Annotated in this window: 19 protein-coding genes and 1 pseudogene; 13 read left to right on the top strand and 7 right to left on the bottom strand. The window is 65.4% G+C overall.

Annotation, left to right across the window (positions count from 1 at the left end; genetic code table 11):
• Positions 1–137: 137 nt before the first annotated feature.
• On the top strand, positions 138–2,102 hold the full coding sequence (locus ASF28_RS19755; RefSeq protein ID WP_056096846.1) for an alpha/beta hydrolase domain-containing protein: 1,965 nt from the start codon (positions 138–140) through the stop codon (positions 2,100–2,102).
• 39 nt (positions 2,103–2,141) lie between these two features.
• On the opposite strand, the gene ASF28_RS19750 is transcribed toward ASF28_RS19755, so the two are convergent.
• Positions 2,142–2,873: a DUF3750 domain-containing protein gene (locus ASF28_RS19750; RefSeq protein WP_082476694.1), complete on the bottom strand. Its 732-nt coding sequence runs from the start codon at positions 2,871–2,873 to the stop codon at positions 2,142–2,144.
• Between the two features lie 469 nt (positions 2,874–3,342).
• Here ASF28_RS19750 and ASF28_RS19745 point away from each other — a divergent pair, with 469 nt between their 5' ends.
• The 4 genes from ASF28_RS19745 (at position 3,343) to ASF28_RS19730 (ending at position 5,101) form a co-directional block, all read left to right on the top strand.
• Complete coding sequence (locus ASF28_RS19745; RefSeq protein WP_056096843.1) at positions 3,343–3,696, top strand: hypothetical protein; 354 nt, start codon at positions 3,343–3,345, stop codon at positions 3,694–3,696.
• A gap of 293 nt (positions 3,697–3,989) precedes the next feature.
• On the top strand, positions 3,990–4,490 hold the full coding sequence (locus tag ASF28_RS19740; protein ID WP_056096840.1) for a hypothetical protein: 501 nt from the start codon (positions 3,990–3,992) through the stop codon (positions 4,488–4,490).
• A 2-nt stretch (positions 4,491–4,492) separates the two neighbouring features.
• On the top strand, positions 4,493–4,729 hold the full coding sequence (locus tag ASF28_RS19735) for a hypothetical protein (protein WP_157085672.1): 237 nt from the start codon (positions 4,493–4,495) through the stop codon (positions 4,727–4,729).
• 93 nt (positions 4,730–4,822) lie between these two features.
• On the top strand, positions 4,823–5,101 hold the full coding sequence (locus ASF28_RS19730) for a hypothetical protein (RefSeq protein WP_056096836.1): 279 nt from the start codon (positions 4,823–4,825) through the stop codon (positions 5,099–5,101).
• Positions 5,102–5,422: 321 nt separating this feature from the next.
• Here ASF28_RS19730 and ASF28_RS23475 read toward each other — a convergent pair whose 3' ends face one another.
• The gene (locus tag ASF28_RS23475) at positions 5,423–5,578 is read right to left on the bottom strand and encodes a hypothetical protein (RefSeq protein ID WP_244475092.1); all 156 of its coding nucleotides are present in this window, start codon (positions 5,576–5,578) and stop codon (positions 5,423–5,425) included.
• Positions 5,569–6,081 (bottom strand): thermonuclease family protein, encoded by a 513-nt coding sequence (locus tag ASF28_RS22055; RefSeq protein ID WP_244475097.1) that lies wholly within the window; start codon positions 6,079–6,081, stop codon positions 5,569–5,571. The genes ASF28_RS23475 and ASF28_RS22055 overlap by 10 nt, the downstream gene beginning before the upstream one ends.
• A gap of 94 nt (positions 6,082–6,175) precedes the next feature.
• Between ASF28_RS22055 and ASF28_RS19720 the strand changes: the two are divergent.
• A pseudogene (locus tag ASF28_RS19720) lies at positions 6,176–7,356 on the top strand (IS3 family transposase).
• A 516-nt stretch (positions 7,357–7,872) separates the two neighbouring features.
• Here ASF28_RS19720 and ASF28_RS22760 read toward each other — a convergent pair.
• Complete coding sequence (locus ASF28_RS22760; protein WP_157085671.1) at positions 7,873–8,295, bottom strand: hypothetical protein; 423 nt, start codon at positions 8,293–8,295, stop codon at positions 7,873–7,875.
• Positions 8,296–8,413: 118 nt separating this feature from the next.
• Here ASF28_RS22760 and ASF28_RS19715 point away from each other — a divergent pair, with 118 nt between their 5' ends.
• The gene (locus ASF28_RS19715) at positions 8,414–8,917 is read left to right on the top strand and encodes a hypothetical protein (RefSeq protein WP_056096831.1); all 504 of its coding nucleotides are present in this window, start codon (positions 8,414–8,416) and stop codon (positions 8,915–8,917) included.
• 57 nt (positions 8,918–8,974) lie between these two features.
• Here the strand turns inward: ASF28_RS19715 and ASF28_RS23070 are convergent, their stop codons facing one another.
• Complete coding sequence (locus tag ASF28_RS23070) at positions 8,975–9,859, bottom strand: lytic transglycosylase domain-containing protein (protein WP_056096828.1); 885 nt, start codon at positions 9,857–9,859, stop codon at positions 8,975–8,977.
• A 266-nt stretch (positions 9,860–10,125) separates the two neighbouring features.
• On the bottom strand, positions 10,126–10,599 hold the full coding sequence (locus ASF28_RS19705) for a hypothetical protein (RefSeq protein WP_056096824.1): 474 nt from the start codon (positions 10,597–10,599) through the stop codon (positions 10,126–10,128).
• 95 nt (positions 10,600–10,694) lie between these two features.
• Between ASF28_RS19705 and ASF28_RS22750 the strand changes: the two genes are divergently transcribed.
• Positions 10,695–10,997 (top strand): hypothetical protein, encoded by a 303-nt coding sequence (locus ASF28_RS22750; RefSeq protein WP_157085670.1) that lies wholly within the window; start codon positions 10,695–10,697, stop codon positions 10,995–10,997.
• Here the strand turns inward: ASF28_RS22750 and ASF28_RS22745 are convergent.
• Entirely contained in the window at positions 10,975–12,222 is a 1,248-nt protein-coding gene (locus ASF28_RS22745; protein WP_157085669.1) for a hypothetical protein, read from the bottom strand. The two genes, ASF28_RS22750 and ASF28_RS22745, sit on opposite strands and share 23 nt — an antisense overlap.
• A 152-nt stretch (positions 12,223–12,374) precedes the next feature.
• Between ASF28_RS22745 and ASF28_RS19700 the strand changes: the two genes are divergently transcribed.
• The 5 genes from ASF28_RS19700 to ASF28_RS22045 form a co-directional block, all read left to right on the top strand.
• Complete coding sequence (locus ASF28_RS19700) at positions 12,375–12,698, top strand: hypothetical protein (protein ID WP_056096821.1); 324 nt, start codon at positions 12,375–12,377, stop codon at positions 12,696–12,698.
• A gap of 264 nt (positions 12,699–12,962) precedes the next feature.
• A complete protein-coding gene (locus ASF28_RS19695) occupies positions 12,963–13,490 on the top strand; it encodes a helix-turn-helix transcriptional regulator (protein WP_157085668.1) in 528 nt (175 codons plus the stop codon).
• 11 nt (positions 13,491–13,501) lie between these two features.
• Positions 13,502–13,930 (top strand): curli-like amyloid fiber formation chaperone CsgH, encoded by a 429-nt coding sequence (gene csgH, locus ASF28_RS22740; protein ID WP_056096815.1) that lies wholly within the window; start codon positions 13,502–13,504, stop codon positions 13,928–13,930.
• Between the two features lie 11 nt (positions 13,931–13,941).
• A complete protein-coding gene (locus tag ASF28_RS19685; RefSeq protein WP_056096812.1) occupies positions 13,942–14,643 on the top strand; it encodes a hypothetical protein in 702 nt (233 codons plus the stop codon).
• A gap of 54 nt (positions 14,644–14,697) precedes the next feature.
• A partial coding sequence (locus tag ASF28_RS22045; RefSeq protein ID WP_274533142.1) for a curli assembly protein CsgF occupies positions 14,698–14,893 on the top strand: 196 nt, incomplete at its 3' end.

The raw sequence follows: 14,893 nt of genomic DNA, 5'->3' as shown, positions 1-14,893 counted from the left end.
GTCTGCGGCCGCCCAGGGCACGTTGATGGCAGAATGACCGCCATACACGCATCCCACTGGACATGCCCCTCGACGACGCTGTGCCAGTGTGATTCCTGGAAGGACCGGCCGTTACAGAGCTGGACTCAGGAGGGGACATGCTGATTGGCCGCGCCATCGCCGCCACGCTTGGCTGCGCACTTTGCATTGCGCCGGCGCAAGCACGCATCGTCGGTATCGACATCGCCACGGTCGAACCGTTCGCCGACGGAGCGGAATTTGGAGCCGCCGGCGCCTATGAGCGCCTCATCGGGACTGCCAAAGGCGAGCTTGACCCGGCAGATCCGTCGAACGTCGGCATCGTCGATATCGCCCTTGCACCGCGAAACGCCAAGGGCTTGGTCGAATACAAGACTGACATCTTCATCCTGCGCCCCAAGGATCCCGCCCTCGGCAGCGGAACGCTGCTGTTCGAGGTGCTGAACCGCGGCCGCAAGTTCCTGTTCAACTGGGTCCTGGATGCCCCCGCCCAGGCGGTACAGGCCGTGAACGACCCGCGCACCGCCGCCGATACGGGGACCGGTTTGGTCCTCCGTCGGGGCGACACCATCGTCTGGTCGGGCTGGGAGGCGCACGCGCTTCGGCAGCAGGGCGGCATGGCCATCGACGTTCCCGTCGCCACGCGCAACGGCAAGCCCATCGTCGAGACGGTCCGCGACGAACTCGTCAGCGCGACGCGCGGGCCGGCCGAGGCTCCGTTCTACCTCACGTTCAAGACGGCCAGCGCAGACAAGGCGCACGCGCAGCTTACCGTCCGCCGCCGGGAGAGCGATCCGCCACGCCCCGTGCCGGCCGAGGCTTGGCACTACGCCACGCCGCGCCAGCTCGAGCTTCTGCCGAAGGGCACCAAGCCGTTGCCGGGATCGATCTACCAGTTCACCTACGCGGCCACGGAACCGAAGGTGCTCGGCATCGGCTTCGCCGCCACCCGCGACGTGGTGGCCTACCTCCGCGGCGACGCCGACGGCGGAGCCAACCCGGCCGCCGGCGTGATCCGACATGCCGTCGCCCTCGGCGTGTCGCAGAGCGGGCGTTACCTGCGCGACTTCATCCATCAGGGTTTCAATCGCGACGAGGCCGGCCGCCGGGTCTTCGACGGCGTGCTGTCGCATATTGCGGGCGTCGGCGGCATCTTTCTGAATGCCCGCTTCGGTCAGCCCTCGCGCACCAACACGCAGCACGAGGACCACCTCTACCCGGAGAACGCCTTTCCGTTCTCCGCCGCCCAGCAGCACGACCCCGTCACGGGACGGACGGGCGCGCTCCCGCGTGGCGACGGCTTCGACCCCCTCCTGATCGAGGTGAACACGGGCACCGAGTACTGGCAGAAGGGCGCCTCGTTGCTCACGACCGATCCCCTCGGCCGCACCGATCTGCCGCTACCGGACACGGCGCGCGCCTTCCTGGTCTCCAGCGGCTTCCACTACGGGCGTGCTGGTCTGACCTCGACCAAGGGGGCATGCGCCAACATGCGGAGCACCCTGAACCCGGCGCCGGCCGTGCGGGCACTGCTGGTCGCCCTGGAAGATTGGGTCGCGTCGGGCAAAGCCCCGCCGGACAGTCGTATCCCCCGCCTCTCGGACGGCACGTTGGTCGAAGCTGCTGCAATCGGCTTCCCATTCCTGGTCGGGGTACCAGTCCCAACCGCACCGAACGCCATCGCGCGCTTCGACACCTATGTGGATCCGCGGCCCGAGAGCGGGCCGCAGTACCGGCCGCTGGTCCCGCGGGTCGATGCGGACGGAAACGATGTGGCGGGCATCCGCCTTCCCGCAGTGGCGGCACCACGCGCGACCTTCACGGGCTGGAACCTGTATGCCGATCCGTTTCCAGCTGGTGCCCTGTGCGACCGGGAGGGCAGCCAGCTTCCCTTCGCGCGCACCCGAGCCGAACGGGTAACGGCCGGGGATCCACGCCCCTCGACCGAAGAGCGCTACGCCGATCCGGACGCCTACGTCGCGGCCGTCGTGAAATCCGTTGACACCCTCGTCTCGGATCGCCTCCTGCTTCGGGAAGACGGCGATCGCCTGATCGACGCGGCCCGGTTGGAAGCCAGGCACTAATTGTGATGCGCCGAGCCCGCCCCCCCCAAGAACGGTCGGTCAGATCCCAACACGGCCGAGGCCGGGCAGCTTCAGGCCGGGACGGCGGACATCCAACCCCGCCACCGCACCGAGAAGATTGACCTCCAGGCCTTCGATCCACCCCACCGTCAGCCCGAGGTAGCCGCCAAGATTGATCCGCAAGCCGGTGCCAGACGGTGTCGCGCCGATCCAGCGACCGTCATAGGGAAAGTCCTTGCCGATAGCCGTGGCCGGCAGGCTCGCCCGCATTTCCGGCACCGAGCTCATCACGGCGGCGACGAAGGTGTTGGAGTTTGGCCCAGGCCAGATCTTATAGTCGCCGATCCTGGCGTAGCGGTAGTCGGCGATCGTCGCGCGGATGCGCGGCAGCATCCACTCCGCGACGGGACCGTCGGCGGCGAAGACCACCTCCGGGGCGCTGCCGAACCAGCGTCCGTCGGGCACAAATCGGTCGATCCAGATCGGCATGCCCCAGGCCGTGTAGTCGAACCGCTGATAGGCGCGGTCGCCCACTCCCTTCACAACGATCCAGCTGTGACTGGCGACGATGCCGCGCCAGCTCACGGTCCGGGCCGAGAACACGCGCACGACGGCTTCGGGATGCTGGGCAGCGGGCGCGAGCAGGCCTGCACTCGACCGGTCGGCTGACCGCCAGTCGGCGATGTCGTTGCTGAGATAGTAGCGGGCTGCCGAGATGGCGATCGGTGCCAGGAATACGACGAAGAAGACGAGAAGGGCGATGCGGAGCACGGGGGTCTCATACGGACAAGGCGGAGTGACGCCGATCTAGGATCGTCGGCAGGCACTTGTCAGGGCCATGCGGCCTCATCGCGCCTTCGCTGGCCTGGGGCCGATGAAGCCATCTCTTGCAGGCAGTCGGAATTGTTTGACGTCCGCGCCGAGGCGCTCCGCGATCACCACCCTAACCTGATACCGCGGGTCAACACGGTGTTCACGGATGTGCCTGTGGGCGATTACAGCATCGGGGTCCTGGCCGATTCGTCCCGGTCCGACCTCGTCACAACCAATCGCGCCCTCGACCCCTTGTGATACCACACTGTCACCCTCGGGGGCATCGCTGAGGCGCTGGCAATCACTATCGTTGCGGCACTTGTCGGGATGTTGCGGAACCGGCGGGCTGGCGCGGGGACCATGGGCTGACGCGATCGCGATTTCGACGGGACGGATCGGTTCACACACCAAGCAAGAGGGGCGCTGCATGATCGTATTCTGGAACGGGCGGGGATGCTGGGTCGCCTTCCTTGCGGCAGCGGCGATGCTCCTGCCCCTGATCGTCCTGCGGCAGGTCGACGGGCCAGAGGTAGATCGCGCCGTCTGCCTTACGATGAGCCTTGCGGCGCTGGCCGTCCTCGTCCTCGGATTGCGCTGGAACCATGGCACGACCTTCGGGCCCGCCGGGCGCGACCACGCCTTCTGGGGGCTTCCGATGCAGGTCTGGGCCGTGCCGATGCTCGTGTTCGCGGTCCTGCTCGGGACCGGCACCATCACTACAGCCGAGGCCCCGCGCGCACGCCCTTCCATTCAGGACTTCGGCGAACGCGTGAGCCGTTGAGCGGGCCTCAACCCCGCATAACGTAGAACCTCTTCGGCGCGAGGCGACGGTCGCCCTCCAGCCCAGATGCGGATGGGATCGCGTAGTCCGCTCAGTAAACGAAGGACACTCCCAGCATCGTCTCGTTTCCCGTGCGACTGCCTTGGACCAGCCAGCCCATCGTCGAGGCCGGCGCCCCTGTGCACTGCGCCCCGCCCCTGTGAAGGCGATATCCCCCGGAAGGGTTGCCCGCCCCGTCATCGAACCGTCACGCCAAGCCCGCATCCGGATCCGCCGATCCGAGGAACCAACGCATGATCTCACGCCGTTACGCCCTCGCCGCCGCCCTGGCGTTGCTGTCCGTGCCCGCTGCGCGGGCCGAGCCGACGATCGGCCTCGCCGAGCGCCGGGCGATCGCGGCCTACCGCCAAGACCGTTATCCCACGCAGGAAAAAGCGATTCAGGAGGCGGCGGGGTTTGCCGTGCCAGTGGAGGTGGCTTGGGACGACCTCACAATCCCGGGCGACGCCAAGTACTATTCCGAGCCGGACTATTTCGAGAAGACGATCTTCGAGCCCCTCGCCGACGGGCTGAAGGAGGTGGCTAAGGACAAGATGGGCCGGGAGGCCCTGTCCGCGAAGCTCAAGACCATCCGCATCCGCTTCGACGAGAACACCGCGCCTACCTCGAACTACTCCAAGCGCCTCACGTTCAACGGCGGGGTCCTCGATGTGAACTGGCGGCCGTTCACCAACGTCGCCGACTCCAAGGATCGGGTCGAGGCCGTGGTGAAGCTGTTGGAGAAGAACCTTTGACGGTGCGGGGGACGTCCCTGGGCCTCGCCGCCCTGCTCGGCGCCTGCGGCGCGGTGGCGGCTGAGCCGGCCGCGCGGTCCGGCACCTACGGCAGCCTGACCCTGGCGGTCTCCGGCGACGCGGTGGCGGGAGTCTTCGCCGAGCAGCGGGGGGCGGCCGATGTCGGCGCTCCGCAGTTCAGCTGCCTCTTCCTTCTGCGCGGAACCCTCGCGAGTAGCCGGGCTAAGGTCGAGACGTAGTTTCCGGCCGAGCCGGAGCGCATCCCAGGAGAGCTCGCCTTCACCCCGGACGGCGCCACCCTGACCCTTTCAGAGGATCACGGCGGCTGTTTGATGACCACCGGAACCATGGTGGGCACCCCCTACGCGTTATCCCGGAGCGAGGGGGCGGCCCCGACCGACTGGATCGGCGTCGGACTCGTAACGGCCAAGCGTACGGCCTTCCGGCCGGAACCCGGCCCGGCTCCGGCGCGGGCGCCCTACCTCATCCAGTTCGATCACGTCGCGGTGCTGGAGCGGAGGGACGCTTGGGTGCGCGTGCGCTACCGGGGCGAGAAGGCCCCGGTCATCGGCTGGCTGCCGGCGGCCGACCTCGCGGTTGTGACGCCCTGACCCTCTGACGACGGATGGACCAGAGGCCCACCCCGGTTACAGGATGCCCAATGCGCCGATCCCTACCCCTCGCCTGTCTCGGCGCCGGCGTGAGCCTCATGGTCGCCCTGTGACGGGCAGAAGACTGGTCGCGTCCCGCTCTTGGCTTCGCCGCCACCCTCGCGAGCGCAGCGGCGAGCCTCGCGATCCATCGCTTCAGTCTGGTCGCCCGGGAGGAACCGGCACGCTGAGCGCCACGGTCCCGTCAGCGCCGGCGGATCGGCCGCAGCGGGCCGTGAAAGAAACCGGACTCCATCCCAATCTCGGCGGCGCGTTCCCCTATCACGCCGAGACCGCCCAGCAGCCCAGCGATGGGGCGTCGAGCAGGCCCGCATGGTTCGAGGCTTTGCCGGTCGGGCGGCCCTCCCACCAGAATTCCTCGAAGAGCAGGGCTAGGTTGAGTTCCTCGACGGAGGATTGGTCGAGCCTCAGGGACATCCGGGTTCGGTTGTAATCTCGCGAGCCAGGGACGTGATAGATCTTCTCGCCCGCGCGGGAGATGTTGCCCCTGATGGCGTAACTGCCGGGGTCGGGCGTTTCAGCTCGCTCTGCCGGGGCCGGGATCGGACCATCCGGGCCGCCGGGCGCCGCGAACCCCATCCCCCTGGCGCGCTCGCCTCGGCGCCAGTCAGACGGCGTCGTGAACGCGCCGGCCCAGATGCCGCGCTTGGTCGCCTTCGCGGTGTTCTCAGCCTCCACGTAGTCCGTGGAATAGCGCGGCAGGCGATGGAGTGTCCCTGCGCGACCATCCAGGCGTTGAGGTCCTCGCTACCCTTGCGGCACACCGCGACCGTCCGGCCATAACGGTCTGTGTCGCGCGGCTCGCACGCGATCGGCGCCTCGCCAATGCGGTCGGACAGTGCCAGAGCCGCGGCTTGCCCGCAGCGGTAGTCCTTCCCGGCAGCATCCTGGCAGGTCTGGGCGCTTTCCGGCGCATCGATGCCGTGCAGGCGGATGCGCGTGTCCCGGATTGGTCAGCCCCCATTGAAGTGGTCCGCTCTTTGGTATGGCTTTTGAGCCTGGAGGACGGACAAGATGGCAAAGCACCCGACGCCCGAGGAAATTGTTGCCAAGCTACGGCAGGCGGATGTGCTGATCTCACAGGGCCAGAGCGTGGCCGATGCGATCCGCGCGCTCGGCGTAAGTTCAGTGACATACTACCGGTGGCGGCGTGAGTTTGGCGGGCTGAAGTCAGATCAGGTTCGACGGATGAAGAGCCTTGAGACTGAGAATGCTCGACTTCGAAAGGCAATCGCCGATTTGACGCTGGACAAGTTGATCCTGCAGGAGGCGTCCCGGGGAAACTTCTGAGCCCCGCGCGCCGACGCGCTTGTGTCGAGCACATCCTGCTGACGATGAACATCTCCGAGCGCCGCGCCTGCCGGGCGCTCGGTCAGCATCGCTCGACACAGCGCAAGGTGCCGCGGGGCCGCGACGACGAGGAGGCGCTGACAGCCGATCTCGTGGCATTGGCCGAGAAGTATGGACGCTATGGCTACCGCAAGATCAGCGCGTTGCTGAAGGCGGCCGGATGGTACGTCAACGACAAGCGCGTCGAGCGGATCTGGCGGCGTGAGGGTCTGAAGGTCCCAGCCAAGCAGCCCAAGCGAGGGCGGATCTGGGACAACGACGGCTCCTGCGTCCGTCTTCGCCCGGAACACCGCAATCACGTGTGATCGTATGACTTCGTCGAGGCACGCACGCATGACGGGCGCAAGATCCGGATGCTCAACGTCGTTGACGAGTTCACCCATGAATGCCTGGCGATCCGGGTCGCTCGTAAGCTCAAGGCGATCGACGTCATCGACGTACTCTCGGATCTGTTCATCCTACGTGGCGTACCTGGCCATATTCGTTCGGACAACGGGCCGGAGTTCGTTGCGAAGGCCGTCCAAGCTTGGATTACCGGCGTCGGAGCAAAGACGGCCTACATCACGCCAGGCTCACCATGGGAAAATGGCTACGTCGAAAGCTTTAATGCACGGCTTCGCGACGAACTGCTCAACGGCGAGATCTTCTACACACTCAGGGAAGCGCAGGTCGTCATCGAAAGCTGGCGACGTCACTACAACACCGTGCGCCCGCATGCCTCTCTGGGATACCTGCCGCCGGCACCGGAGGTGTTCATGCCAGCCTTCTTCGCTTGGCCGGCTGCGCTCGCCCGACCAGCTCCGCCGGCCAAGCTACCCGTGGCGGAGCGGCCAACCGTGCACTAACTTTATCCTTGGACCACCTCGTGGGGGCCGATCAGAATTGCGATGATGGAACACGGGCGCAACACGGCACCGCTAAACCATTGGCAATTCGAACGATTTATTAGAATCATAATCCTTGTGTCGGGAGTTCAAATCTCTCCCTCGCTACCAAGTTTTCCAAGTCAATCGCTTGACTTATTCGAGAAGCCCTGGATCGCTGATCCGGGGCTTCTTCGTTCTGGGGCTGCAAATTCGGGTCTTCATCCCGCAGGGTTCGTCCCGACTCCGGAACATCGAGCCGCCGCAGATCGGCGATCATGACCATCCTGCCATGGCCGGCGTCATGCCTTTGAGGGTATACTTGTTGCAGTTGCATCCGACCGGAGCGGGCGAGTTCATATAGCCATGGTGGTTTCATAGAAGCGCCGCCTCCACCGCATCCGGATTTCCCTGTCGAAGGTCCGCACAAAGCCGGTGCGCGCCCGCTGGCGTAACGCTGGGGATCCTGCACTCCCACGCTCTCGCGCCCTCCAGCGGCTAACGGACCTTGGGAAGCTGGATCTGCTCGACCCAGACGCTATCGGTACTCGATGGGCGCCTCGAATCGCCCCTGCTCGGCGGCACGCCAGGGTCGGAAGACCTTGGTTTCATCGGTGGCGACGCGAGCTTGAGGGGGCGTCGCTTCTCGACTTTGGTCAGGGGTGGGGGCGATGCGACGGTGGCCGGCGCGGTGCCGTCGCCGGCGGGAATGGGCTGACCATTCGCCTCCGTCCCGCTTTCCAGGGTGGTCGGCAACGGCGTGCGCTGCCCTTCGAAGCGCAGGATGCAGTTGCGCAGCTCCGTCGGGTCCTGGATCAGCGTGCACTCGTTGACGTTTCCGGCGCCCTGCCCCCAGGCGTGTGGGTAGGGCAGCACCAGGGCAGCGGCCGCGAGCCAGAGGGAGCGGGATGTGAAAGTCATCGCGTCAGGACATGCGCCGAATGCGGGATGGGGACAAATCGCGAGCCGAACTTAATCCGCCGGAAAGGGAGCGACGTCTTTACTCGCCGGAGTCTAGGCGCTGTCCGGATCGGAGACAATGCAAACCTTTTCGCGCTCTGCCCGCCCTATCGTCGTCGGCGTCACCCTTCTACTCGGGAGTGCCGTCCCGGCCGGGGCGGGCGACGTCTGGGTCGGCCAGATCGCCGCGGTCCCGTCGGCGCGTCGTGCGCTGCCCACCGGCAATGCGTCCATGGTTCCGGCGCCGGCCCTGCAGTCCGGCGCAGCGGAGGCGTCCGTCACCGGTCTGGCGGTTCCGCTGAACCCGTTGCAGGGCGTCGACCCCCATCGGCTCGACGTGCGGCAGACCGGCTCCCTGAACCGTCTGACCCTCCTGCAGGAGGGGAGCGGCCACAGTGCCACGGTCCTCCAGGACGGCGACAACAACAGCATCGCGGTCACGATGCAGGGGGTTCAGAACAGCCTGGCCCTGCAGCAGGTCGGATCCGGCCAGTCCATCGTGGCGCTGCAAGCGGGGTTCGGCAATCAGATGTCCGCCGTCCAGGTCGGGCAGGGCAACGTCCTGCGGGCGGTCCAGCGCTAGGGCCGTCTCCAACCCCTTGTCGTGACGCGACCTGACTTCGCCGAACCGGTCGCCGCTTCAGTACACCGCCGCGACGATGCAGCCCGTGCTGCGCATGCTCTCGCAGAGGCTGCTCTCGCCGGAGGGCGGACGCGCGCCGCGCCGCTCCGCGCGCATCGACGCCTGGGCGGCCGCGGGCCTCCGGGCGGGGGCGGCCGCGGCGAGGGACGCCGGCCCGCTCGCGCGCGGAAGGATCGTCAGGGCGAAGGCCCATTCCGGGGACATGCGGGCCGACAGGCCGGTGAAGGCGGGGGCGCGGCTCGGCGCGAGCGGGCCGGGCATCAGGGCCGCGGCGAGGCCCGCCGGCGCCCATTCGTGGGCGTCCCGGCCGGTGATCGCCCGGACGTAGTTCCGGGTCTCGAGGGGCAGCCCGCCCTGGCCCGACAGCCAGGCCCGCACCCGGCCCTCACCGGCATTGTAGGCCGCCGCCGCCAGGCCCTGATTGCCGAGGCGCCGGTGCAGCAGGGCCAGAAGCTCGGCGGATTTCGGCAGGGCCTTGGCCGGATCGAACGGATCGTCGAGCCCCATCATCGCCGCCGTGCCGGGCATGAACTGGGCAATGCCCTGTGCGCCGGCAAAACTCACGGCGTACCGGTTGTAGCCGCTCTCCTGTCGGATCAGGCGTTTAAAGAAGTCGATCGCGACGCCGTGCTGCTGCGCGGCGGCCTCGGCCAGCGGCTCGAGCGCCTGACGCTCCTGCGCGGTCGGCTGCGGCCGGCTGGGACTCGGCCAGTTGAAGAACGCCGGGCGTCGGGTAACCGCCATAACCTCGCGCGCGCCCTGCGTCCCCGACAGCTGCGCCAGCAGCGACGCCTCGCCATCCCCCGTCGGCGAGGCCCAGGCCGCCGACACCGACAGGGTGCAGCTCGCGGCGAGCACCGCTGCGCCCAGCCAACGTGGCATACGACCGCTGCTGGTCATTCGAACGCGCCCCCCGGCGGTGACAGGTTTCATTCTTGTCTTGACCGGTCCCATGAACGGTACCGACTGGCAATCGGATTCTGTGAACCCAGCGGCTCTTCTGTGCCGGGGAGCGAATTTACTGCGTGAGTGTTGCAGGGATGCTGGTCGATACGCACATCCGGGTTACGAGGCCTTGTCCGGGATCGATCCTGCCGCCGGCCGTTCCGTTCCCGGTTCGGACGCCAGAGTTTCGGGACGCCCCGCTCCTATCGTGCGCCGGGCGGCGATTTGATCTGAAGCACGGACACGTCGTTCGGCTCGCCGACCCGGCGCCGGTCGACCGTCGGGGCGGTTGCGGGGGCGGGCGGCTGGGCCTGCCCCGGGGCCGCCGGACCGGGGGCCGCCGGACCGGGGGGCGGTTGGGGCGCCCGCGCCTGCGGTTTCGGTGCCGGCAGCACCGGTACGGGGTTCACCTTGCCAATCACGCCGAGGCGCACACGCAGGGACACCACCTGCTGCTTCGCGGTGTCGTAGCCGCATTCGTAGATCGCGCGGACCCATTCCTTCTGCGGGTTGAGGAAGCGGATCGAGTCGCCGCGATAGCGCACGACGGCCGATGACGGCTGTTCGGGCGAATCGGCCTCCTGAAAGATGCTGCCGTAGGGGCGGATCAGCCAATCGTAGTCACCGGGCGCTTCGGCTTCGACGCGAGGGGCGCAGGCCTGGACGGCGCGATCCATGTTCCCGCGGATGCAGGCGCTGTCGCACGCCACAGCCTGGGCGAGTTGGGTCGATTTAACAGGTACAGGGAGGGGTTGAATTGGCGAGGCGGGTATTGCCTGTGCTGCAACATTACCAGCATTTATTATTAGAAGAACAGCGGAACATCCTACTGTTTTCATTGCTGGATTCCTACAATATCGCTGTGACAAGCTGGTATGATAAAAGTTTTTATCACGATGATCGCCGCAATAACTTAAAAATTCAATGCACGCTTGAAACAGCGATCGGCTCGCCCGTAGGCGAGCCGATACTCAAGAACTCAGCTTCACTGCTGTTCAAGAAGCGTTTTATGGAAAGACGCGAAGTCGATCAAGACGCCCTCGCGAATCCAATTAACGGGTGCGATTTTGCGTAATAAGAGCAGAGTTGCTCGTACCGGCCTGCGTGACCACTGCAATGTTATTGTTCGATCCCTGCAGAACGCTCGCGTAGTTCATCATACCTGACTGGACGCCGACGTAGGTATTATTAAATCCATTTTGGTCGATCATTGCGATCTGGCCGGTATCACTCTGGGTAGAAGTGACCTGATGGCCGTATCCGACTTGTTTTACATCGAGAATATGATCAATCCCAGCTTGAAATGCAGCAACACTGTTATTTCCGCCGCCGGTATTGTTCTGGATTACGCGAATCTGACTATTGTCAGCGTTTTGAATGGAGTCGACAGTATTGTTGTTGCCAGTCTGCTGGACAAATAGATCGAGTCCAGATCCGGTCTGCGAGCCGGTGACCCGCACGTTAGAGCCATTCTGACGAATGTCGGTCAGATTATAGAAACCACCGTTATTGGCCTGAGTAATGTCGGCGATGACATTCGTGCCGCTCGTACGCTGATCAAGATAAGCGAGGTTGTCCGCGCCAGCCGAAGAGCTCGACGTCGTGGTCTGCTTCAAACGAATATACTGGGCGCCGCTCGATCCGCTCTGAAATGCAATGACACCGTTGGAGCTCGAAGAGCCCCTGCTCTCCTGATCGAGTCTGACATTGCCGCCATTTCCAGCTTGACCGACATAATTCCAGAGACCTGTCGCATTTCCGGACGATTTGCCGTAGTTATCCTGTTCCTGAAACTTCCGGTTACCTACCGGCGCCCCCTCGGCGGATCGAGTGCCATTGTTGTTGCCAAACTGACGATAAGCAATATTGTTGCTGTTGCCAGATTGGTCCAGCCGGAGGGTGTTGCTGGAACCAGTCTGGTTAGCGTCGACGACCGATCCATAGACATCTGCCTGTCCGATAATATTATTAGCGCCGGACTGCTTGATCACGAGGCTGTTACCAGTGCTCATGGAATCGTTGCTCTGGTAGATGACCTGATCAGCGCTCAGACCAGCGCGGTTGCCGTTGCCAGACTGATCGACATCGACAGTGTTTCTCAACCCTTGCTGGCTAGTGTATGAACTATTGGACTGCGCGAAGGCACCGGTCGAGAAGGCAATCACGGCGACGCCCATGGAAAGGGCGAGAAGATGCTTGTGCATGATGGCTGAACCCCTATGCGGAGTAGAGGCTCGCGCCCCCTCCCAAGTGACGATGAGCGGACTTGCGCCGCCGTTGGTGTCGAAGGATTGGCGCATCCGTCTCGCGGGGCGCTCGATCCTTAACGATTTGGTAGCTACACAGTGCTCGGCAGCATCACATCATCCAATTGGATGATGATTCAGAATTTGTTTAGATTCGATCGTTTCCGTGCGGCGCCTGTGCAGATTAGGGTTAATCATCCGAATGGATGATGCGCGCCGCAGGCCTTGGGCGCTACGAGTGGATTCTTGATTGGGCGCTCGTGCCCGCCCTCCTCGATTGGCGCCTCGCTGTCATGCTGCACGTGACGTCTCAAGTGATCAGCGCCGCCTCCGGCCGTCATCATGAGAGCGCCTATCTCATGTGGGTGCGCGATCGCCTGGCGGCGCTCCTGGTCGAGGCGGAGGGCGGCTGGTTCCTGCAGTTCGGGCTCGGCCCGTTCGAAGCAGAGGGCCTGATCTTCGCGTCCGTCGGCGAGGCGGAAGACTGGATTCGCGACTGCATCCCGGCCGGTTGGGCAGATGCCCCATGATGGGCAAGGTTCCGACCCGCAATCTAACATTCGCTAGATTCGTGGATGGCAAGATGATTTCTCTTGTCGGATCGCTCCTACCCGCTCTGCAGCGTCTCCGTAATTTTCACCGGGAACGGCGCAGCGATTTCGGAGCGGGGACAGTTGTAAAAATTAATCGATACTGCCTAGGAATGCTTAGCATTCCGCAAGCGCAGTGGTGTCATCGTGAGCTCAAGCCATCCCCTGCTGCAGCTGCTCGACAGGATGAGCTGCGGTGCCGTCATGATCGACGCAAGCGGGGTGCCGTTCGATTTGAATACCACGGCTTCCGGCATTCTCGGCCGGCAGGACGGCGAGCACCAGGGCTTTGGAATCCACGGGATGCCGCCGCAGATCGAGAGCTGGCGCGCCCTGCGCCGGCTGCTGGCCCAGGCGGGCCAGGGCCTGCGGATCGGCGGCGAATCCTGGGTGACCGTCCCGCGCGCGTGCGGCGCGCCCCTGGTCCTGCATACCATCCCCCTCGGAGAGCCGGGGGCGTCCGCGCCGAACACGGTCATCATCCTGGTCGACCTGCGGTACAGCCCGCGCCCGACGCCGAGCGTCCTGCAGAAGCTGTTCGACCTGACGCCGGCCGAGGCACGCCTGGCCATCGAGATCGCCGGGGGCCGGACGTTGTCGGAAACGTCCGTCAAGATGGGCCTCAGCAACGCGACGCTCCGCACCCAGTTGTCGGCGGTGTTCACCAAGACGCAGACCCGGCGGCAGGCCGAGCTCGTCGCCCTGCTGACCCGGGTCGCCATCCTGCCCTGAGCCCCGGCGTCATGAGCCGTCTCGCCATGGGTCGTCTCGCCATGGGCCGCGTCGGAGGGCTTGCCTGCCTCGTCCTTCCCCTCCTCGCCACCGGAGCGATCAGCATGGAGCCGGATCCCGAAGTCTCCACCGAAGCCGTCCTGCGCTGCCGCATCGAGCGGGAGACCGCCGGCCCGATGACGACCCTCCGGGGCATCGCCCTGGCGCGGGCGGACGCGGCGGGGACTTACTCCCTGCTGGTGATCAAGACCGGCCCCGGCGGGACGTCGCGCCTCCAGCAGGGCGGACGCTTCCAGGCCGTGGCCGGCGCCCGCACCGGACTTGGCGAAATCCGTCTCAGCCTCGAGCCGCAGGCCGGCTTCGAGGCCACCCTGACGCTGGAGGTCGATGGCCGCCGGATCGGCTGCAAGGCCAGCGTCGCCCCCTCGACCCCCTTGTGAGGATCCGAGCCATGATCGTTCTCCGTTCCACACACTTCCGGATCCTGCCGATCCTGACCCTCGCGCTCGGCCTGGCGGCCCCCGCCGCCGCCCAGCAGAGCGTCTATATCGGGCAAGTCGACCCGACGGCCGCGGCGCCGCCGCGGCGCGGCACCAACCAGAACTCCGTCGAGCCCCTCCTCGTCACCACGAACCCGGCCGTGACGGGGTTGCCCGTCGCCGGGCCCGCCGCCAACAGCCTGTCCGCCATCGTCACCGCCTCCGGCCAGTCCGGCACGCTGACGCCGGGGCAGACCCAGAACATCGCGGTGATCAATCAGCTCGGATCCTCCAACGAAAGCAAGATCGTCCAAACGGGGGGCGGCAACGACGCACGCACCACCATCGCAGGCACCGGCAACGTCACGGCTCAGACGCAGGACGGATCGTCCAATCGATCGGCCCTCGGAATCCTGGGCGACGGCAATTCGCTCACCAACGCGCAAACCGGCAGCAGCAACAACGCAAGCATTTCCGTGATCGGGTCGGGATACGTCATCACGAACACACAGACGGGATCGAATCTCTCTTACGGCCTGACCGTTTCGTCCACGAATGCTGGTGATAAAAATATCACTGTTAATCAGATAGGTAATGGATCAGTCCAGGGACAGGCTGTGAACGGGTTGTCGCCTTCGATCAGCAGTGTAAGCTCAGGACGGTCCGCTCGATAACGCTGGCATTTCTGCTGTCGGTGTCATCGTTGCGGGTCGTCCGAGGGGGTTACGATGCCTTTGCGTCCGTCTTCACTTGCTTTGCTTGGCTTGAGCGCTCTGGCGATGCCCGTCTCGGCGAGCCCGCTCAACTACCAGCCGGTGAACCCGTCGTTCGGGGGCTCTCCGCTCAACGGGAACTGGCTCCAGTCGCAGGCGACGGCGCAGAACATCTTCGTGCGCAAGCGCCAGCTCGCGGACACGGTGGCCC

This window comes from Methylobacterium sp. Leaf99, assembly GCF_001422375.1.
GTDB lineage: Bacteria > Pseudomonadota > Alphaproteobacteria > Rhizobiales > Beijerinckiaceae > Methylobacterium.
Note: the sequence above shows the minus strand (reverse complement) of the source record. Positions and strands in the feature narration are given on the sequence as shown.